Source organism: Paracoccus angustae (assembly GCF_042648745.1).
GTDB classification, from domain to species: domain Bacteria; phylum Pseudomonadota; class Alphaproteobacteria; order Rhodobacterales; family Rhodobacteraceae; genus Paracoccus; species Paracoccus angustae.
The window spans coordinates 16,113-36,077 of record NZ_JBHRXY010000013.1 but is presented as its reverse complement, the minus strand read 5'-3'; the positions used below and the strand labels follow the sequence as shown (position 1 = coordinate 36,077).

Below are 19,965 nucleotides of genomic sequence, written 5' to 3'. Positions count from 1 at the left end.
GGGATGCGCCCGCCCCGGTCCGGTGGTCAGCCGGCCAGCCAGCTGTTGAACCGCTCGTTCAGTTCGGCGTCGTGATCGACCCAGAAGTCCAGGTTCGACGGCAGCGCATTGGTCATGTTCTCGGCGGTGGTGGGCAGGTTCGGACCCATGGGCACGTCGGTGCCCTCGACATTGCCGACCAGGGCCGCGGCCGACCGGCGCGGCGGGCCATAGCTGATGAACTCGGCCGCGCGGGCCTGCGGCGCGGGCGAGGTGGTCCAGGCCACGAACTTCATCGCGTCCTCCAGGTTGGCGGCGCCCTTCGGCACGACCCAGCCTTCCATTTCATAAACCTGGCCGTCCCAGATGATCTTGAAGGGCTTGCCTTCGCCCTGGGCGGCGTTGAAGATCCGCCCGTTGAAGGCGTAGGCCATCGTGACCTCGCCGTCGGCCAGCAGCTGCGGCGGCTGCGCGCCCGCTTCCCACCAGATCACGTCGTCCTTGATGGTTTCCAGCTTGGCAAAGGCGCGGTCCACGCCCTCGGGGGTCGCCAGCGTCTCGTAGACTTCGGCGGCCGGAACGCCGTCGGCCATCAGCGCCAGCTCCAGGTTGAACTTGGCGCCCTTGCGCATGGTGCGCTTGCCGGGGAACTTTTCCAGGTCGAAGAAATCCGCCGGGCTGGCGGGCTTGGCGTCCGGGAACTTACTGTCGTCATAGGCCAGAACCATCGAATAAACGTCGGTCGCGACAAAGCATTCCGTGACCGCGCCCTCGATGAAGTCCTCGGTGGCCGGGGTGCCGTCCTCGGCCGCGACCAGGATCGAGGGGTCGATGGTTTCCAGCAGCCCCTCGTCGCACAGCCGCACCGCGTCGGCATATTCGACGGATGCCACGTCGGTGGTGACATTGCCCGCCTCGACCATGGCCTTGATGGGCGTGGCCGGGTTGTCGGCATCGGCCATGTTCACCTTGATGCCCGTTTCGGCCTCAAAGGGTTTGGCATAGGCTTCCAGGTGGCTGTTGCCATAGGCCCCGCCCCAGGACAGCAGGTTCACATCGGCCAGCGCGGGAAAGGCGATCAGGCCAAGCGCGGTGGTCAGGGCAAGCGTTCGTTTCATCTATCACTCCAACTGCAAGGAACTGCGGCATTTGCCGTCGTTGATGGGCCGGGGCGCGGCCGTCACACCGGATCCAGGGCGCGGGCATCCGCCGGGTGCCAGCCGATCCTGATCTGCTGGCCCGGCTCCAGCCGCGTCTGGCCGATCGTGTTGCGCATCTTCATCACGAAGTCGTTGCTGCCCGCCACCTTGAGGCGCGCGCGAAGGATGTCGCCCATGTAGATCACGTCGCAAACCTCGGCCCCGATCATGTGCGCCCCCGGCGGCATCATCTCGGGCTTGAACTCGACCCGTTCGGGACGGATCGAGACCAGCGTCTTCTGGCCCTTGTCCTTGATGTTCACGGGCGTCGCGTCGATCAGCTCTCCCGTCGCCAGCCGCACAAGGGCCTTGTCGCCCGACAGCTCCTCGATGGTGCCGGGCAGCTTGTTGTTTTCGCCGATGAACTGGGCCACGAAGCTGTTTTCGGGGCGTTCGTAAAGGTCGGCGGGCGCGGCCAGCTGCTGGATGCGCCCGTCGTTGAACACGGCCACGCGGTCGGACATGGTCAAGGCCTCGCCCTGGTCGTGGGTCACGTAAACCACCGTAATCCCAAGGCTTTCATGCAAGTGCTTGATCTCGAACTGCATGTGTTCGCGCAGCTGCTTGTCCAGCGCGCCCAGGGGTTCGTCCATCAGCACCAGTTCGGGGTCGAAGACCAGGGCGCGGGCCAGCGCGATCCGCTGCTGCTGGCCGCCCGACAGCTGCGCGGGGCGGCGGTTGATGAACTTGCCCATCTGCACCATGTCCAGCGCGCGGGCGATGCGGCTTTCGCGTTCGGGTTTGGACATGCCACGGACTTCCAGCGGGAAGGACAGGTTCTCGCCCACGGTCATGTGCGGAAAAAGGGCATAGTTCTGGAACACCATGCCGATGCCCCGCTTGTGCGGGGGCACCTGGTTGATGGGGCGCCCGGCCAGCCGGATCTCGCCATGAGTCGCGGTCTCGAAGCCGGCAAGCATCATCAGGCAGGTCGTCTTGCCCGAACCCGACGGCCCGAGCATGGTCAGGAACTCTCCCTTGCCGATGGACAGGTTCAGGTCTTTGACGACAAGCGTCTGTCCGTCATAGCTTTTCTGCACATGTTCAAAGGCGACGAAGCTATCGCCGCGGCGGTCGTCCAGCAAAAGGCGCTCTCCCCGTGTTCTGTTTCTTGATCAGCGCATCAACAGGTTAAGCAGCGCCTTGCCGCGGGCGCAACACCGTTTGCGACATTTCTTCGCCACCAAAGGTCGCTAACATGCATCGGCCCGGGCTGCCCGGCGAACAGGCAGTCCCGCCGCAAGGGCAGGCAAACGTCCCGGCCATGCGGGGCTTGTGCCTTTGCACCCCTGCCGCTAGCGTCGCGGCCAGTCCGAATCCCGCGGTCCGACCCGCGGTCCGAATGCCGTTCACGACCACACGAAAGGCCGCCCATGCTTGACGCCGCCCTGCTGTTCTTCGCCGGGCTGCTTGGCGGAATGCTGAACGCGGTGGCCGGCGGCGGCACATTCATCACCTTTCCGACCCTTGTGTTCCTGGGCATCCCGCCCGTCGCCGCCAATGCCACCACGACCGTGGCCGCGCTGCCGGGCTATCTGGCCTCGGCGATCGGGTTCCGCGACGACATCCGCGCCATCCACGACGCGCCCTTTCCGAAGCTGACGGCCTGGACGATGATCGGCGGGGCCATCGGCAGCGGGCTGCTGCTGGTCAGTTCGAACGAGGCCTTTTCGGTCCTGGTGCCGTTTCTGCTGCTGGCCGCGACGCTGGTCTTTTCCTTTGCCGACGACGTGCGGCGGATGGCGTCCCGCTGGCGGTCGGCGGTTGTGCCTTTCGGCCTGGGCATCCTGATGCCGGTCGCGATCTACGGCGGCTATTTCAACGGCGGCCTGGGCATCGTGCTGCTGGCGATGTTCGCGATGTGGGGCATGACCGACCTGCACCAGATGAACGGGCTGAAATGCTGGTTGTCCTTCGCGCTGTCCATCGTGGCCTTTGCGGTCTTCGCGGCAGGCGGCGCGGTCGCCTGGGGACCGGCGGCGATCATGGGGGCTTGCACCATCACCGGCGGCTATGCCGGGGCGCCCGTGGCCCGGCGTATCCCGCGCCCCGCCCTGCGCATGCTGATCGCCGTGATCGGCCTGGGCATGACCGCGATCTTCTTCCGGCGTCTCATTCAAGGAGCATGAACATGAGCGACATCAAGCGTATCGAAACCGGCCCCCGCATGAGCCAGGCGGTGGTCGCGAACGGCATCGTCTGGCTGGCGGGCCAGGTGGGCGAGCCGGGGGCCTCGGTCGCCGACCAGACCCGCGTGGTGCTGGAACAGGTGGACCGCCTGCTGGCCGAGGCGGGAACCGACAAGACCCGCATCGTGTCCGCCCAGGTGTGGCTGGCCGACATGGCCGATTTCGCGGAAATGAACGCCGTCTGGGACCGGTGGGCGCCGCAGGGCCACACCCCCGCCCGCGCGACCGGCGAGGCGAAGCTGGCGACGCCGGACTACAAGGTCGAGGTGATCGTCACCGCGGTGCTGTAACCGCGCGCAACACGGACCGGGCGGCGCGCAGGCCCGGCGCCTCGCCTCCCTTGCCCAGCCGGTCCATGGTCAGATCCATCGCGTCCAGCTGGGCCTGCCGGGCGGCGGGATCGTCCAGCAGCCTTCGCAACGCCCCTGCCATAGGCGCGGGCTGGCAATCGCGGCCCAGGAACTCGGGCACCGCGCGGGTCTCGCTGACAAGATTGACCAGCGTCACCGTGTCGGTCTTCAGCAGCATCCCGACCAGAATCCGGCTGAGCGGCGCCATGTCGTAGCCGATCACCATCGGCACCCGGTTCGCCGCCAGGTCCAGACTGACGGTCCCGGAGGCGGCCAGCGCCAGATCCGCCGCCGCGAAGGCCGCGCGCTTCTGGTCGGCATCCTCGACGATCAGGGGCCGGGCGGGCCACTGCGCGGTCAGGTGCCTGACCTGACCGGCCACGCCCGGCACGGTCGGCAGCACCACCTGCATGTCGGGCGCGTGATGGCGCAGCTCGGCCAGCGCCTGCCCAAACCGAGGCAGCAGCCGCGCCACCTCACCCCCGCGCGATCCGGGCAGGCACAGGACCACGGGGCTTTCGGGCGCGATGCCGTGGCCCGCGCGGAACAAGGCGGCCTCGTCGGGACCGGCCACCTGAGCGGCGGCAATGGGATGGCCGACGAAATCGCAGCTCATGCCCGCCTCCCGCATCAAGGGCGGCTCGAAGGGCAGGATCGCCAGCACGTGATCGACCACGGCGGCCATCTTCGCCGCCCGCCCCGGCCGCCAGGCCCAGACCGAGGGGGCGACATAATGGATGATCCGCAGGTCCGGCCGCTGCGCCCGCGCCGCGCGGGCCACGCGCAGGCAGAAATCGGGACTGTCGATGCCGATCAGGACGGCGGGGTTTTCGGCAATGACGCGGCTTGCCGTTTCCGCGATGCGGCGTTTCAGATGGCGATACCTGGGCAGCACCTCCCAGATGCCCATCACGCTCAGCTCCGCCATGGGAAACAGGCTGTCCAGGCCCTGCGCGGTCATCGCCTCGCCGCCGATGCCGACGAACCGGGCGTCCGGCAGAAGCTCGCGCAGCCCCCCCATCAGCGCCGCGCCCAGCTGGTCGCCCGAGGGTTCGCCCGCGATCAGAAAGATCTTCATGCGCCGCGCTCCGCTGCCGATGTGCCTTGGGTATTTATGCAAAGAAGAAGCCGGTTTCTTCTTTGTCTAAATACCCGAAAGCGGCATTGCCCACAAAAACAAGCCCGCCGCTTCCGCGCGACGAACGGCCTCGTCCCGGTCCAGCAGGATCACGCCGCCCGCCTGCCAGGCAATCCCCGCCAATCCGGCGGCGGCGGCTTGGGTGACGCTGTCGGGACCAAGCGTCGGCAGGTCGATGCGCATGTCCTGGCCGGGTTTCGGCGCCTTCCAGAACACGCCCTTTGCACCATTCGGGTTGGGCCGCAGCCCCGCATGGCGGGCCGCGAAGTCCAGCATGGCGGCGGTGCCGGGCAGCGTCTCGATGGCAAGACACTGGCCCTGCACCACCACGACCCCCTGCCCCACGTCCAGCGGTCCCAGCGTTTGCAGGATCAGCGCCGCCCGAGCCGCATCGCGCCGGTCGGCGGCGGACGGCTCTCCCGCCAGCACGCCTTCGCCGGGGATCAGACCGGGCGCAACCTCGGCAACCGAGGCGATGACCAGCCCATGTTCCTGGAACACGTCCAGCACCGCGCGCAGCGCGCCGTCGTCGCCCGATTGCATCGCCGCCATGATGCGCGGCACCAGTTGCGCCGTGCGGTTGTCGAACAGTTCCGGGTCCAGGCGCGGGCGGCGGATCGCGCCCGCGAAAACGACGCGCGACACGTCCTGGTCGATCAGGCTGTCCAGAAACGGAACCAGCCGCTCCAGCCGGAAAGGCTGCGCCTCGACACCCTCGGGCGCGAAGCCGTCCAGGGCATAAACCAGCGGCGCGTCCAGCGCGGCGACGACGGCGGGGGCCAGCGCGCCCTGGCCCGCGATGATGGCGGTGCGGGTCATGCGGGCTTGGGGGTCAGGAAGCTGCGGTCGGAGGGGCCCAGGATGAAGTCCAGCACGTCGCGGACCATCGCGCCGGTCTCGGCCTGGGCCAGATGGCGGGCGGTGTCGCGGAAACTGCCGGTGCCCAGCCGGTCCAGCATCTCGCGCAACTCGTGGATGTCGGCCCGGCTGGCCCCCCGGCGCTTGAGGCCCACGAGGTTCAGCCCGTCCAGATGCCCGCGCGGTCCCTGCACGAGGCCGTAAGGGATCACGTCCGCCGTCACCATCGTCACCGCGCCGATCATCGCGCCGCGCCCGATGCGGACCCATTGGTGGACGCCGGACAGCCCGCCGATGATCACGTCGTCGTCCAGATGGCAATGTCCGGCCAGGGATGCGTTGTTGACCAGGATCACCCGGTCGCCCAGCCGGCAGTCGTGGCCCACATGGCAGCCCGCCATGAACAGCCCGTCGTCGCCGATGCGGGTGACGCCGCCGCCGCCCTCGGTTCCCGGGTTCATGGTGACGTATTCGCGGATGCGGTTGCGCGCGCCGATCTCCAGCCGCACGTCCTCGCCCTTGAACTTCAGATCCTGGGGCACCTCGCCGATGGAGGCAAAGGGAAAGATCGTCGTGCCTTCGCCGACCGCGGTGTCCCCGGCAACGGCGACATGGGACTTCAGCACCACCCCGTCGGCCAGCCGCACCCGGGGGCCGACCACGCAAAACGGCCCGATCCGAACGCCCGCGCCGATCCGCGCGCCGCTTTCGATCACGGCGGTGGGGTGGATCAGGCTGTCAGACATCGGCCTTGAGCGCCATCATTGCGGTGAATTCGGCGGATGCGCATAGCTGGCCGTCCACAAGGGCCCGGCCCTCGAACTTCCAGATCTTGCCGCCGCCCCGCAGAGCCTTGCAATGCAGCTCCAGCACGTCGCCGGGCACCACCATGCGGCGGAACTTGCACTTGTCGATGCCCATGAAATAGGTCGCCAGGGGCTTGTCGATGATGTTCATGCTGACGCCCACGATCACGGCCGCCGTCTGGGCCATCGCCTCGACGATGGTGACGCCGGGCATGACGGGTTCCTCGGGGAAATGGCCCTGGAAATGCGGCTCGTTGCAGGTGACCATCTTGATGCCCACGCCGCCTTCGTTCGGCACGATGTCGCGCACGCGGTCGATGAACAGGAACGGGTACCGGTGCGGGATGATGCGCTTGATCAGCGACAGGTCGGCCTCGGTGTAAGGGGCGGGGGCGCGCGTTTCTTCGGCCATGAGCGTTCCTTCGGGACGTTTTTTTCCGGTTAGCAACGCGCTAGGCCGTTGGCAAGCCGATCAGGCGGCTCCGGCCCCGGCTCTCGGCGCCCCTCCGCTGCCGCGCCCGGCGCGTCCTTCGCGCAGCCAGCCGGTCAGGATCAGGCCCCCGACCAGCAAAAGCCAGGCCCAGCCCGGCAGCAGCGGCCTGCGCTCCAGCCCGGTGACCGAGGCGGCCTCGCGCGGGGTGATCGCGATCCAGTCGCCCAGGCCCGCGCGGCCATGCGCGATCCGGCCGGGCGCCACGGTGCGCAGGTCGGGCACCCCGTCCGACAAGGCCGCCACGCCTCCGCCCGTCGCCGCGAGCAGGGGCGCCAGGGGCGCGGCGTCGGCCACCGTCTGCTCGAATTCCCGCGGCGCGGCGGGGCCAAGCGCCAGCACCCGGCGCAGGTCGCCGTCGGCCAGCCGGTAAAGCCCCGGTTCGGGCGCGGTCCAGTCGGCGGCGAAGCGGCCCGGCCCGGCCTCGGTCAGCGGAACCTCCTCGGTTCCGCCATCGGGGCGGGTGACGATCAGCGGCCCGGCAGCGTCGGACATGGTGCGGCGCGTGAAGCGGACGGACAGGTCGCCCGACACGTCGGCCAGCAGCGCCTCCTCCTCGAGTTCGGGTTCCTTCATCGACCAGTGCGCGATGCGGCGCAGCAGTTCCAGTTGCGGCCCGCCGCCCTCGAAGCCGCGCCCCCAGAGCCACACCTGGTCCGAGGTGAGCAGCGCCACCCGCCCCTCGCCCACGCGGTCGAGGATCAGCAGCGGCTGGTCGTCCACCCCGGTCATCGCCACCTGCGCGCCGGGATCGGGCGTCACCGTCGCCATGCGCAGCCAGCGGCCCCAGGTCGGATCCCCGCCCTCGCCCTCGCCACCCGGCAGCCCGGCGGTGACGGGATGGCGCCGGCCTTCCTCGGTCAGGCGCGGCCGATAGGGTTCCTCGAGCACCTGGCCGTTCGGGCGCGCGGGCAGGATGCGGCCCAGGGGCGAAAGATACAGGCTTTCGACCCCCGCCATCTCCGGTCCCGCCGAAACCAGGATCGCCCCGCCGCCTTCGACATAGCTGGCGATGTTGGCATAATAGTCCGGCGGCAGGATGCCCCGCACGCTGTAGCGGTCGAAGATGATCAGGTCGAAATCCTCGATCCGCTCCATGAACAGTTCCTGGGTCGGAAAGGCGATCAGCGACAGTTCGTTGACCGGCACGCCGTCGGACTTGTCGGGCGGGCGCAGGATGGTGAAGTGGATCAGATCCACCGCTGCATCCGATTTCAGCAGGTTGCGCCAGGTTCGTTCGCCCGCGTGCGGCTCGCCCGAGACCAGCAGAACGCGCAGCCGGTCGCGCACGCCGTTGATGCTGATGGCGGCGGCGTTGTTGCGGTCGGTCAGCTCGCCGTTTCCCGGCTGGTCGACGGCGGGCGCATCAAAGGCGATCTGCACGACGTTCTGGCCCGCGTGATCCAGGGTCAGGGGCAGGCTGATCGGCTGGCCGAGAGGCACGGCCACCACCTGCTCGTCCTCTCCGTCCAGCGACAAACGCAGGTTGACGGACCCGGTCTGCGCCTCGGGGGGGACGGCGCCCTGGTCCTCGACCCGAAGGCGGATCGTGATCTCCTGGTCGATCAGCCCGAAGGCGGGGGCTTCCTCGATCACAAGACGGCGGTCCCAGTCCTGAGGGCGGCCGGTCAGCAGGACATGAACCGGGGCGGGAACCGAGGCGGGCAGCATGGCCGGGTCGTGCAGACGCCCGTCGGTGACGGCGATGACGCCCGCCAGCCGGGTTTCGGGTTCGGCGGCGATGGCGCGGGCCATTTCCGTCGCCAGCAGGGTGCCGTCGGCGTTGTCGCCCACCGTGACGCGGCGCAGTTCGGTGTTGGGCAGCGCGGCGATCTGGCGGGTCAGGGCATCGACGGCCCCGTCGGCCTGCGCGCCGCGTTCGGGCAGCGTCTGGCTGGCGGAGCGGTCGTCGATCAGGATCACGATGTCCGACAGCCCCGTGCGGCTGCCGATCTCGAGCGCGGGTCCGGCCAGGGCCAGGGCCGCCGCCAGCCCGGCCAGCCCCCGCCACGCCCAGCCGCGCAAGCCGCGCCACAGCGCGAAGCCCGCTACCAGCAGCGCAAGAACGGCAAGCGCGGCAATGGCCCACCATGGCAGCAAGGGGTCAAAGCGAAGCTGCGTCATCGGCCAGTTCATGGGCCCAGCGTCTCCTCGATCCGCATCCGGTCCAGCAGGGCGGGCACATGCACCTGGTCGGATTTGTAGTTGCCGGTCAGCACATACATCATCAGATTCACGCCGAAGCGGAAGGCCAGCTCGCGCTGCTGCTCGCCTTCCCATCCCCGGCCGATGGGATAGGCGGGAAAGCCGTTCTCGTCCACGGCCCAGGCCTCGGCCCAGGAATTGCCGCCGATCACGACAGGGCTGACGCCGTCGTTCAACTGCCGGAAGGGCACGCCCTCGGCGGCCTCGGCGCCTGCGGGGGGCGCTTCCAGCCAGACGGGATTGCCCTGCCAGCGGCCGGGAAAGTCGGCCAGCAGATAAAAGCTGCGGGTCAGCACGTGATCGGCGGGGATCGGCGACAGCGGCGGGATGTCCAGGGGCGAGGCCAAGGCCTGCAAGGCCTGCGACATGTCCGGCCCCCCCACGCCCGCGACATCGCCGTCGCGCGTGTCGAACAGGATCATCCCGCCCGAGCGCATGAAGTGGTTGAGCCGAACATAGGCCTGCGGCGAGGGCGCGGGCTGCGTGTCGGTGATCGGCCAGTAAAGCATCGTCAGCATCGACAGGTCGTCGTTGTCCAGTTCGATGGCGACAGGTTCGCCCGGCTCGACCGAGGTGCGCTGCGCCAGCACCATCGAAAGGCCCCGCAAGCCTTCGCGGGACGCCACGTCCACGCGGTCGTCTCCGGTCACGACATAGGCCAGCGCGACCTCGTTGGCGGCGCGGACCAGTTCGGGGTCCAGATCCGGCGCGGCATCCTGCGCGGCGGCGGGCGGCACGGGCTGGACCAGCAGCGCCAGCAGCACGGCCGCGGCGACGCGCCCGCCCCGCACCAAGGCGGCCGAGCCTATGGCGTCAAGCGCCAGGATCAGCGCGGCCAGGGCCAGAAGCGGCCCCTTGAGGTCGCGCCCGCCCGTGGTTCCCGTTGTCTCGACGGTCGCGCCGGGCCAGTCGGCCAGCGCCAGCGGCCCGCCCGCGTTCAGCGCCATCCGCCGCTGGCCTGCGGCATAGATGCCTGCCGGGCGGTCGGGGCCGGGGCCAAGCGCCAGGTCGGCGGCGGCCACCGGCGCCATCCCTTCGGCGGGCGAGGCGCGGCCAAAGCCGTCCAGCACGGTTTCGGCCGTCCAGAACGGCTGGTCGCGGTCGTCCGCCTGCGTCTCGGCCGGGGACACGCGGGCGGTCTCGACCAGACGGTTCAGCATGTCCACGAACAGGCCCGAGATCGGCAGGTTCGACCATTCGGCATTGGCGGTGACGTGGAACAGCACCACCTGTCCCTGCCCCGCCCGGGCGCGCGTGACCAGCGGCGTGTTGTCCGACAGCGAGGCCAGCGTCTTGTCGGCCAGATCGGGCGCGGGCTGCGCCATCAGCTGCGCGCGGACCGCCACGTCCCCGGGCGGGGTCAGGCCCGCGAAGACGCCATCCGCCGCAAAGGGCAGAACGGCGCGGGGATCGCCCCAGGACAGCGCGCCGCCGATGTCGCGCCCGCCCTGGCGCAGGGCCACGGGAAGCAACGGTTCGTCCTGCAAATCCTCGAACGCGGCCATGCGCGGCCCGGCAAAGCGGATCAGCAGCCCGCCGTCGTTCACCCATTCCGTCAGATCTTCCGCCTCGGCCAGATCGACCTGATCGGCCAGCACGATCACGTCGGGCGCGCTGTTCAGCACGTCGCCCAGGCCCCCCTCGACCAGATCGGTCGTGGGCGCCAGGGCGCGGCGCAGGTAATGGAGCTGCGACAGCAGCTCCTGCCCCTCGGCCTGGCGGTCGGCATCGCCGACAAGGCCCACCTTGCGGCGCTTCACCCGGTCGTCGGCCAGAACCACCGCCCCGGCATGGGCCTCGGCTTCCACCTGGAAGCGGGTGATGCGGTTGCGCAGCTCCGGCGGCAGGTCGATGGCCACGGGGCGGGTGCTGATCCCGGCGGCGGCGGCGGCATCGCCGGGGGTCAGGCGGGCCAGTTCGCGTTCGACGCCCTGCGGATCGGGGCCGATGGCCAGGATCGCGGGCGCGGCGTCGTCCATCGCCGCCAGCGTCAGCGAGGGCGTGTCGCCCGCATGGAGCGACAGCGACCGGACGGCGCGGGCCGGGGGAACAACGGCCACGGTTCCGCGATCCGTCAGCGCGGACAGCCAGGCGGCGCGGTTCGGGTGGTCAAGCCCGTCCGCCATCCACAGCGTCTCGAGCGGGCCTTCGGGCGCGGCGGCCAGGACTGCGGCGGGATCGGCGGGCAGGCCGGTGGCCCAGGGCGCGGGTTGGGCCGCGCGCAAGCCGGCCAGCAGGCTGTCGGCGGGGGCAAAGGCCAAGGCGCCCGGTGTGCGCCCGTCGGCCAGCAGCAAGGCGGCGGGGCGCCCCTCGGCCGCGGCATCCGACAGCGCGGCCTCGGCCCGGGTCAGCCGGGCGGGCCAGTCGGGCGCGGCGGACCAGCCGGCGTCCAGCACCACCAGCAGCGGGCCGGTCTGGCCGGATGCCACGGCCGGCTTCCAGCTCGGCCCGGCAAATCCCAGGATCAGCGCTGCCACGGCGGCCAGGCGCAGCAGCAGCAGCCAAGGGGGCGTGCGCCGGGCGACCGGCACCCGGTCCACCAGCCCGCGCAGCAACGCCACGCCGGGAAACGCCACAAGGCGCGGCGCGGGCGGCATGGCGCGCAGGATCACCCACAGCACGGGCAGCGCGATCAGCGCCGTCAGCACCCAGGGGGCCGCGAAGCCTATGGGACCAAGAATCAACATCAGCCTGCAAGCACCTGATAAAGCCAGCTTAACGCGACGGCGGGCGGATGGCCGGTGTTGTGGAGGCCGAAATGCCAGCCCGCCTCGGCCGCCCGGCGGCGCAGCCAGTCGCGCCGTTCGGCCAGGCGCGCCAGATAGGCCTCTCGCAGGCCGCCCGCATCGCGGCTGTCATGGCGGATCGCGCCCGAAAGGGACCGGAACAGGACCGCGCCGTCATAAGGAAAGACTTCCTCGTCGGGATCCAGAACCTGCATCAGGACGCCGGTTACGCCCAAGCCCGCCGCGCGGGCCAGCAAGACCTCGACCCAGGCCGGGTCGTCCAGGAAATCCGACAGGACCACCAGCCGCTGGTTCGGGCGCAGATGGTCGGCCGAGGGTGCGTCGTCGTCGCGCTTGCCCGGGCCGCGCGCCACGATCTGCTCGGCCAGACGGTCGGCCTGGATGCGCCCCGCGCGGGCGGGCTGGCCCAGCAGGCCCACCTTCTCGCCCCCGCGCAGCAGCACCATCGCCAGGGCCAGCGCCAGCAGATGCGCGCGGTCCGCCTTGGCCGGACGGTCCGGGCCGCCGGCATAGCCCATCCCCTGCCCGGCCGAGATCCACAGCCCCACCGCCTGCGCGGTCTGCGCCTCGCGGTCGCGGACGAACTGCGCATCCGACCGGGCCGACCGGCGCCAGTCGATGGCCCGGGCCGAATCGCCCTGGGCGGCGGGACGGTATTGCCAGAAATCCTCGCCCGGGCCGCCGCGCCGCAGGCCGTGGGCGCCGGGCGCGACCATGGCCGCCAGCCGCTCGGCCGACAGGATCAGCGCGGGCAGATGCGCGCTTGCCGATTGCGCCCCTGAACGGAGATGGGCGGCGCGGAACTCGGCGGGGCTTCGGGTCAAGGCATCCTCATGCGGCCTGGCTTCTGCCGAAGCGGCCGTCCAGAAGGCGGGCGATCACGCCGTCCACGGTTTCCCCCCGGGCGCGGGCGGCAAAGGACAACGCCATGCGGTGGCGCAGGACGGGGGCGGCCATGGCCTCGACATCCTCCAGCGTCGGCGCGAAACGGCCGTTCAGCACGGCGCGGGCCCGCGTGACCAGCATCAGGGCCTGCGCGGCGCGCGGCCCCGGTCCCCAGACCAGCGCGTCGCCGATAAAGCCCGCCTGCTCGGCGGCGCCGGGGCGGCAGGCCCGGACCAGATCCAGGATCGCCTCGACCACGCCCTCGCCCACCGGCATCTGGCGGATCAGGCGCTGCGCGGCGATCAGGCTTTCGGCGTCAAAGGCCGCATGGGCGCGCGCGTCCTCGACCCCCGTGGTGGCCAGCAGGATCGCGCGCTCGGTGTCGCGGTCGGGATAGTCCACGTCGATCTGGAGAAGGAAGCGGTCAAGCTGCGCCTCGGGCAGAGGATAGGTGCCTTCCTGCTCGATGGGGTTCTGGGTGGCAAGAACATGGAACGGGCGGCCCAGGGCGCGATGCTGGCCGCTGATCGTGACCTCGCGTTCCTGCATGGCTTGCAGCAGCGCCGACTGGGTGCGGGGCGAGGCGCGGTTGATCTCGTCCGCCATCAGAAGCTGGGTGAAGACCGGCCCTTCGATAAAGCGGAAGGCGCGGCTGCCGTCGGGCAGCACGTCCAGAACCTCGGATCCCAGGATGTCGGCGGGCATCAGGTCGGGGGTGAACTGGATGCGCTGGCTGCCAAGGCCCAGAACCGTGGACAGCGTGTCGACCAGCATGGTCTTGCCCAGCCCCGGCTGGCCCACCAGCAGCGCATGGCCGCCGGACAGGATCGCGGCCAGAACCTGCTCGACCACAAGGTGCTGGCCCACGAAGCGGCGCTCGATGCTGGCGCGGGCGTCGGCCAAGTCCTGCGCAAGCTGTTCGACCTGGGTAACCAGAATCTCATCCGAAGCCATGACAATGCTCCTTCGCTGCTTTAGACCGACCATAAGAGGATATGCGAAAGGCGACTACAGGGAATGGCAGATCGCGGTGACAAAGCTGTGAGCGCCGAAGGCATTGCCGCCGCCGCCGGAAAGGCGTCCCGGGGCGGGCCCGCGCCGGTGCATCTGTGGAACCCGCCCTTCTGCGGCGACCTGGACATGGAGATCCGCGCCGACGGCACCTGGTTCTATCAGGGCACGCCCATCGGGCGCCCGGCCATGGTGCGGCTGTTTTCCACCATCCTGAAGCGCGAAGGGGACCGTTTCTTCCTGGTCACGCCGGTGGAAAAGGTGGGCATCCGCGTCGTGGATGCGCCTTTCCTGGCCGTCGACGCCGAGATCGGGCCAGACGCCGTGACCTTCACCACCAATGTCGGCGACCGGGTGACGGCGGGGCCGGACAACCCGATCACGCTGCGCGGCACCGTTGACGAGCCCCGCCCCTATGTCCACGTCCGCGCCGGGCTGGAGGCGCTGATCGACCGCAAGACCTTTTACCGCCTGGCCGATGCCGCGACCCTTGAAGGGGGCCGCAGCGGCATCCGCTCGGGCGGCGCCTTCTTCCCGCTGGAGCCCTGATGCCCCGTTTCGCCGCCAACCTGACGATGCTGTTCACCGAGCTGCCCATGATGGAGCGATTCGCGGCCGCCGCCGCCGCGGGCTTCCAGGGGGTCGAGATCCTGTTTCCCTATGACATCGCGGCGCGCGACCTGTCCCGGACGGCCATCGCGGCGGGGCTGGACTTCGTGCTGATGAACACGCCGCCCCCGAACTGGACGGGCGGCGCGCGCGGCTTTGCCGCCGAGCTGGGGCGCGAGGAACGGTTCCGCAGCGACTTCGACCGGGCGCTGCGCTTTGCCAGCGTGCTGCGGCCGCGCCACATCCACATCATGGCGGGCTATGCCCAGGGGCCCGAGGCGCGCGACACCTTCGCCCGCAACCTCCGCTGGGCGGCCGACCGCGCCCCCCATGTCGGCCTGACCATCGAGCCGCTGAACCCGGCGGACCAGCCCGGATATTTCCTGGCCGACTTCGACCTGGCGGCCGAGCTGATCGCCGAGATCGGCGCACCGAATCTGGGCCTGCAATTCGACACCTATCACGCCCATCGGATCACCGGCGACGCCATGGCGGTCTGGCGCAGGCACGCGGGCATCACCCGCCATGTCCAGATCGGCGGGGTGCCCGGGCGGCACGAGCCGGTGGGCGGGACGTTCGACTTTCCGGGCTTCTTCGCGGCGCTGGACCGATCGGGCTACAAGGGTTGGGTCAGCGCGGAATACAACCCCGCCTCGCTGACGGCCGAGGGACTGGGCTGGCTGCCGCAGCCCTGACCGGGACCGGTGCGAACGGTGGAACCCAAAGCAGATCAAATTGTTGAACCGACAATCCCGTGATGGGACATCCGTCCGGCCGCCGCTTCCTTCGACGCGCGTGGCACTCAACAGCAAGGAGCGTTGCCATGAACTCGATCATCTACATCGTCGGCCTGGTCGTCATCGTCCTGTTCATCCTGTCCTTCCTGGGACTGCGCTAAGCGCCCGCCCGCGGCGCGGCCCCGGCCTGCGCCGCGATTGCGTCTGGCCTTTTCGGCGCGTTTTCGATAGGGCGACCGCGAATTGAAAAGGGTCGTTCATGGATATCCGCAACATCGCCATCATTGCTCACGTTGACCACGGCAAGACGACGCTGGTCGACCAGCTGTTGCGCCAGTCCGGGGCCTTCCGCGAAAACCAGGCCGTCGCCGAACGGGCGATGGACAGCAACGACATCGAACGCGAACGCGGCATCACCATCCTGGCCAAGGCGACCTCGGTCGAATGGAAGGGCACTCGGATCAACATCGTGGACACGCCCGGCCATGCCGATTTCGGCGGCGAGGTGGAGCGCATCCTGTCCATGGTCGATGGCGTCTGCCTGCTGGTCGATGCCGCCGAAGGGCCGATGCCGCAAACGAAGTTCGTGACCTCGAAGGCGCTGGCGCTTGGCCTGCGGCCCATCGTGGTGCTGAACAAGGTGGACAAGCCCGCGGCCGAACCCGACAACGCGCTGAACGACGTGTTCGACCTGTTCGCCAACCTGGGCGCCAACGACGAGCAGCTTGATTTTCCGCATGTTTATGCAAGCGGCATTGGCGGTTGGGCGGACAAGACGCTGGACGGCCCGCGCAAGGACATGGGGGCGCTGTTCGACCTGATCCTAAGCCACGTCCAGCCGCCCAAGCAGATCGCCCGCACGGACGAGCCGTTCCAGATGCTGGCGACCACCCTGTCCGCCGATCCCTTCCTGGGCCGGCTTCTGACCGGCCGGGTCGAGGCGGGCCGCGCCAAGGCGGGCGACACCGTCAAGGCCCTGTCCCGCGACGGCGAGCGGATCGAGCAGTTCCGCATCAGCAAGGTGCTGGCCTTCCGCGGCCTGACCCAGACCCCCATCGACGAGGCGCAGGCCGGCGACATCGTGACCCTGGCCGGCATGTCCAAGGCCACCGTCGCCGACACCATCTGCGCGCTGGAGGTGGACACCGCCCTGCCCGCGCAGCCCATCGACCCGCCCACCATCAGCGTGACCTTCGGCATCAACGACAGCCCCCTGGCCGGCCAGGACGGCAAGAAGGTCCAGTCCCGCGTCATCCGCGAGCGCCTGATGCGCGAGGCCGAGGTGAACGTGGCGATCAAGGTCGAGGACACGCCGGGCGGCGACGCCTTTGTGGTCTCGGGGCGCGGCGAATTGCAGATGGGCGTGCTGATCGAGAACATGCGCCGCGAAGGGTTCGAGCTGTCGATCAGCCGCCCCCGGGTGATCTTCCGCGAGGAGGACGGCCAGCGGCTCGAGCCGGTCGAGGAGGTCATCATCGACGTGGATGACGACTATACCGGCGTGGTCATCGAAAAGCTGACGGGGGAACGCAAGGGCGACATGGTGGACATGCGGCCCGCCGGCCACGGCAAGACGCGGATCGTGGCCCATGTGCCGTCGCGCGGGCTGATCGGGTACCACGGCGAATTCATGAACGACACGCGCGGCAACGGCGTGCTGAACCGCATCTTCCACGGCTGGGCACCCTACAAGGGCGCCATCCAGGGCCGCCGCCAGGGCGTGCTGATCAGCATGGAGGACGGCGTATCCGTGGCCTATGCGCTGTGGAACCTGGAAGACCGGGGCAAGATGTTCATCGGCGCGCAGGAACAGCTTTATCAGGGCATGATCATCGGCGAACACAGCCGCGACAACGACCTGGAAGTGAACCCGCTCAAGGGCAAGAAGCTGACCAACGTGCGCGCCTCGGGAACGGACGAGGCCGTGCGCCTGACCCCTCCGGTCCGCATGTCGCTGGAGGAGGCCATCGCCTATATCAACGACGACGAACTGGTCGAGGTCACGCCCAAGAACATCCGCCTGCGCAAGCGCCACCTGGATCCCCACGAGCGCAAGCGCCAGGCGCGCGCGGAAGGCTGACAAGCCTTACCCAGCGTCAATCTGTCGTTTTAGCGAAGTTCGCAGCCGCCGGGCGCCGTGATACCGTTTGTCGAGGAACCCGTTCCGGGGATCAACGGCAATGTTCATGGTCAAGGGTCATCCAGTCCCGCCGGAGGTTGCGAAAACGGCGGCCCTGCATTCGTCCGCACCTGTTATCGGCGATTGCGGGCTGCCACACGGAACTGGGCCACGGAAGAACGGTTCATCTTGCGGGGGGAATGGGTGTCATGCCGCACCGTTTGCCCGGCCATGAGCCCTGCCATACGGGAACGGAGCATGAGCAAGCACGACGACATCATGAAGGGACTTGGCCTCCACGGCCAGGCTGTCGTCGCCACCATCGAGATGATGGCGGATCTGAGCAGGCGCGACCCGGATCTGGATCAAGTCGCCCGGCGCCTCGGCATGCCCGTCCGCGATCTGCGCCGGATTTTTCCCGACGATCAAAGCCTGCTGATCGCCGTCGCCGAACAGGCCCTGGTGCGCCTGATCGATTCCTGCATCAAGGCGGTGGTCAAGATCAACCCCGACGACGCCGTGGGCCAGTTCCTGGCGCTTGGCAACGCCTATATCCGCTGGGCGGCCGATCACCGGATGCAGTTCCGGCTGATCACCGGCCATCCGACCCTGGACGCCATGCGCGTGCCCGAACTGCGCCGTTATCTGGATTCGCTGAACGACCTGATGACCCGGATGCTGGAACGCGCGCGGCAGGCCGGGCGCCTGCGCCACAACGAGGACATCGCGATGATCGTGCTGTCGTCGCGGACCTTTGCCTATGGCCTGGCCCGCATGGTGGTCGATGGCCGGATGGAAGGCCTGCTTCCTTCGCGCGATCCGATCGAGGCGGCGGAACTGGCCATGGCGGATTTCGTCAAGCGGTTCGCGCGCGCCGCCGCGAAGCGTCCACGCCGCAACGCAAGGTGACGCCGCGAAGGGCATGAGGCGCAGTTTCGACAAGACCCATTTCGCCGGGCCGACGCGGCAGGACACGTCCCCGGCATCCTCTTAATCGAATTTTCAGATTGGTCTGACAGCCTGTCGCGTGAACGGAATGGCGCCTTGCCCTCTGCCGCGAAGGGCTTGTCGTGTGGAAGGAAGGCGGACAGCGCACTGCCGCCTTCCGGGCTGCGGCGGATCTGGGGTTCCGCCGCAGCCACATGACCTTGCCACGGCAGGCGGCTGGCGTCAGCCATTTTCGCTTTTGATCAGGGCCGGCTTGGGCTATCCGGTCGCGGACCACAGGACAGACGAAAGACGCAGCATCGTGACCGATTACATCATCCGCGACATCGCGCTGGCCGATTTCGGCCGCAAGGAACTGGATATCGCCGAAACGGAAATGCCGGGCCTGATGGCGCTGCGCGCGGAATACGGCGCGGCGAAACCGCTGGCAGGCGCGCGGATCGCGGGCAGCCTGCACATGACGGTCCAGACCGCCGTGCTGATCGAGACGCTGACGGCGCTTGGCGCCGATGTCCGCTGGGCGTCCTGCAACATCTATTCCACCCAGGACCACGCGGCGGCGGCCATCGCCGCATCCGGCGTGCCCGTCTTTGCGGTAAAGGGCGAGACGCTGGCAGAATACTGGGCCTATACCGACCGCATCTTCCAGTTCCCGGACGGCACGGCCAACATGATCCTGGACGACGGCGGCGACGCGACCATGTATGTCCTGCTGGGCGCGCGCGTCGAGGCGGGCGAGACCGGCCTGATCGACGTGCCGACCAGCGAGGAGGAGGAGGCCCTGTTCGCCCAGATCCGCAAGCGGATCGCCGAAACCCCCGGCTGGTTCGCCCGTCAGCGCGACGCCATCAAGGGCGTGTCCGAGGAAACGACCACCGGCGTCCATCGCCTGTACGACCTGCACAAGCGCGGCCTGCTGCCCTTTCCGGCGATCAACGTGAACGACAGCGTCACCAAGTCGAAATTCGACAACAAGTACGGCTGCAAGGAATCGCTGGTGGACGGCATCCGCCGCGCCACCGACACGATGATGGCTGGCAAGGTCGCTGTGGTCTGCGGCTATGGCGACGTGGGCAAGGGATCGGCGGCGTCCCTGCGCGGCGCGGGCGCGCGGGTGAAGGTGACCGAGGTCGATCCGATCTGCGCCCTGCAAGCCGCCATGGACGGCTTCGAGGTGGTGCTGCTGGAGGATGTCGCGGACAGCGCCGACATCTTCGTCACCACTACCGGCAACCGCGACGTGATCCGCATCGAGCACATGCGCGCCATGAAGGACATGGCCATCGTCGGCAACATCGGCCATTTCGACAACGAGATCCAGGTGGCCGCGCTGCGCAATCACAAGTGGACCAACATCAAGGACCAGGTGGACATGATCGAGATGCCGGGGGGCAACCGCATCATCCTGCTGTCCCAAGGCCGGCTGCTGAACCTGGGCAACGCCACGGGCCATCCGTCCTTCGTGATGTCGGCCAGCTTCACCAACCAGGTGCTGGCGCAGATCGAGCTTTGGACCAAGGGCGACGAATACGCGCCCGGCGTCTATATCCTGCCCAAGGCCTTGGACGAAAAGGTCGCGCGTCTGCATCTGGACAAGGTGGGCGCCAAGCTGACACAACTGTCGCGCGAACAGGCCGACTATATCGGCGTGACGCCCGAAGGCCCGTTCAAGTCAGATCACTATCGGTATTGATC

18 protein-coding genes are annotated in these 19,965 nt (G+C 69.0%); 8 read left to right on the top strand and 10 right to left on the bottom strand.

Annotated features, from left to right (window positions below; translation table 11 throughout):
* Positions 1-26: 26 nt before the first annotated feature.
* Together ACFOM8_RS14505 and ACFOM8_RS14500 are read right to left on the bottom strand one after the other, a co-directional pair.
* On the bottom strand, positions 27-1,097 hold the full coding sequence (locus tag ACFOM8_RS14505; protein ID WP_377762529.1) for an ABC transporter substrate-binding protein: 1,071 nt from the start codon (positions 1,095-1,097) through the stop codon (positions 27-29).
* Between the two features lie 62 nt (positions 1,098-1,159).
* Positions 1,160-2,263: an ABC transporter ATP-binding protein gene (locus ACFOM8_RS14500; RefSeq protein WP_377762527.1), complete on the bottom strand. Its 1,104-nt coding sequence runs from the start codon at positions 2,261-2,263 to the stop codon at positions 1,160-1,162.
* 288 nt (positions 2,264-2,551) lie between these two features.
* Between ACFOM8_RS14500 and ACFOM8_RS14495 the strand changes: the two genes are divergently transcribed.
* Both ACFOM8_RS14495 and ACFOM8_RS14490 read left to right on the top strand, forming a co-directional pair.
* On the top strand, positions 2,552-3,307 hold the full coding sequence (locus ACFOM8_RS14495; protein WP_377762525.1) for a sulfite exporter TauE/SafE family protein: 756 nt from the start codon (positions 2,552-2,554) through the stop codon (positions 3,305-3,307).
* A 2-nt stretch (positions 3,308-3,309) separates the two neighbouring features.
* On the top strand, positions 3,310-3,657 hold the full coding sequence (locus ACFOM8_RS14490; RefSeq protein ID WP_377762524.1) for a RidA family protein: 348 nt from the start codon (positions 3,310-3,312) through the stop codon (positions 3,655-3,657).
* Here the strand turns inward: ACFOM8_RS14490 and lpxB are convergent.
* The 8 genes from lpxB to ACFOM8_RS14450 form a co-directional block, all read right to left on the bottom strand.
* Positions 3,641-4,795 (bottom strand): lipid-A-disaccharide synthase, encoded by a 1,155-nt coding sequence (gene lpxB / locus ACFOM8_RS14485; RefSeq protein ID WP_377762522.1) that lies wholly within the window; start codon positions 4,793-4,795, stop codon positions 3,641-3,643. The genes ACFOM8_RS14490 and lpxB overlap by 17 nt on opposite strands.
* A gap of 66 nt (positions 4,796-4,861) precedes the next feature.
* The gene (gene lpxI, locus ACFOM8_RS14480; RefSeq protein ID WP_377762520.1) at positions 4,862-5,674 is read right to left on the bottom strand and encodes a UDP-2,3-diacylglucosamine diphosphatase LpxI domain-containing protein; all 813 of its coding nucleotides are present in this window, start codon (positions 5,672-5,674) and stop codon (positions 4,862-4,864) included.
* Complete coding sequence (gene lpxA, locus ACFOM8_RS14475) at positions 5,671-6,459, bottom strand: acyl-ACP--UDP-N-acetylglucosamine O-acyltransferase (protein WP_377762518.1); 789 nt, start codon at positions 6,457-6,459, stop codon at positions 5,671-5,673. The genes lpxI and lpxA overlap by 4 nt, the downstream gene beginning before the upstream one ends.
* A complete protein-coding gene (gene fabZ, locus ACFOM8_RS14470; RefSeq protein ID WP_377762516.1) occupies positions 6,452-6,931 on the bottom strand; it encodes a 3-hydroxyacyl-ACP dehydratase FabZ in 480 nt (159 codons plus the stop codon). Before fabZ ends, lpxA begins: the two co-directional genes overlap by 8 nt.
* A 60-nt stretch (positions 6,932-6,991) precedes the next feature.
* A complete protein-coding gene (locus ACFOM8_RS14465; RefSeq protein ID WP_377762514.1) occupies positions 6,992-9,145 on the bottom strand; it encodes a hypothetical protein in 2,154 nt (717 codons plus the stop codon).
* Positions 9,142-11,901 (bottom strand): DUF4159 domain-containing protein, encoded by a 2,760-nt coding sequence (locus ACFOM8_RS14460; RefSeq protein ID WP_377762513.1) that lies wholly within the window; start codon positions 11,899-11,901, stop codon positions 9,142-9,144. Before ACFOM8_RS14460 ends, ACFOM8_RS14465 begins: the two co-directional genes overlap by 4 nt.
* Positions 11,901-12,785 (bottom strand): DUF58 domain-containing protein, encoded by an 885-nt coding sequence (locus tag ACFOM8_RS14455; RefSeq protein WP_377762511.1) that lies wholly within the window; start codon positions 12,783-12,785, stop codon positions 11,901-11,903. The genes ACFOM8_RS14460 and ACFOM8_RS14455 overlap by 1 nt, the downstream gene beginning before the upstream one ends.
* 7 nt (positions 12,786-12,792) lie before the next feature.
* Positions 12,793-13,800 carry an AAA family ATPase gene (locus ACFOM8_RS14450; RefSeq protein ID WP_377762509.1) on the bottom strand — a complete coding sequence of 336 codons (1,008 nt, stop codon included), beginning with the start codon at positions 13,798-13,800 and terminating at the stop codon, positions 12,793-12,795.
* A gap of 63 nt (positions 13,801-13,863) precedes the next feature.
* Here ACFOM8_RS14450 and ACFOM8_RS14445 point away from each other — a divergent pair, with 63 nt between their 5' ends.
* The 6 genes from ACFOM8_RS14445 to ahcY all read left to right on the top strand — a co-directional run bounded on the left by ACFOM8_RS14445 (position 13,864) and on the right by ahcY (position 19,963).
* The gene (locus ACFOM8_RS14445; RefSeq protein WP_377762507.1) at positions 13,864-14,406 is read left to right on the top strand and encodes a DUF1285 domain-containing protein; all 543 of its coding nucleotides are present in this window, start codon (positions 13,864-13,866) and stop codon (positions 14,404-14,406) included.
* On the top strand, positions 14,406-15,161 hold the full coding sequence (locus ACFOM8_RS14440) for a hydroxypyruvate isomerase family protein (RefSeq protein WP_377762505.1): 756 nt from the start codon (positions 14,406-14,408) through the stop codon (positions 15,159-15,161). The genes ACFOM8_RS14445 and ACFOM8_RS14440 overlap by 1 nt, the downstream gene beginning before the upstream one ends.
* 62 nt (positions 15,162-15,223) lie before the next feature.
* Positions 15,224-15,364 carry a hypothetical protein gene (locus ACFOM8_RS14435; protein ID WP_377762503.1) on the top strand — a complete coding sequence of 47 codons (141 nt, stop codon included), beginning with the start codon at positions 15,224-15,226 and terminating at the stop codon, positions 15,362-15,364.
* A 98-nt stretch (positions 15,365-15,462) separates the two neighbouring features.
* Positions 15,463-17,283, top strand: coding sequence for a translational GTPase TypA (gene typA / locus ACFOM8_RS14430; RefSeq protein WP_377762501.1), 1,821 nt, complete (start codon positions 15,463-15,465; stop codon positions 17,281-17,283).
* Positions 17,284-17,580: 297 nt separating this feature from the next.
* The gene (locus ACFOM8_RS14425; protein WP_377762499.1) at positions 17,581-18,231 is read left to right on the top strand and encodes a TetR-like C-terminal domain-containing protein; all 651 of its coding nucleotides are present in this window, start codon (positions 17,581-17,583) and stop codon (positions 18,229-18,231) included.
* A 337-nt stretch (positions 18,232-18,568) separates the two neighbouring features.
* Complete coding sequence (gene ahcY / locus ACFOM8_RS14420) at positions 18,569-19,963, top strand: adenosylhomocysteinase (protein WP_377762635.1); 1,395 nt, start codon at positions 18,569-18,571, stop codon at positions 19,961-19,963.
* The last annotated feature ends 2 nt before the right edge of the window (positions 19,964-19,965 follow it).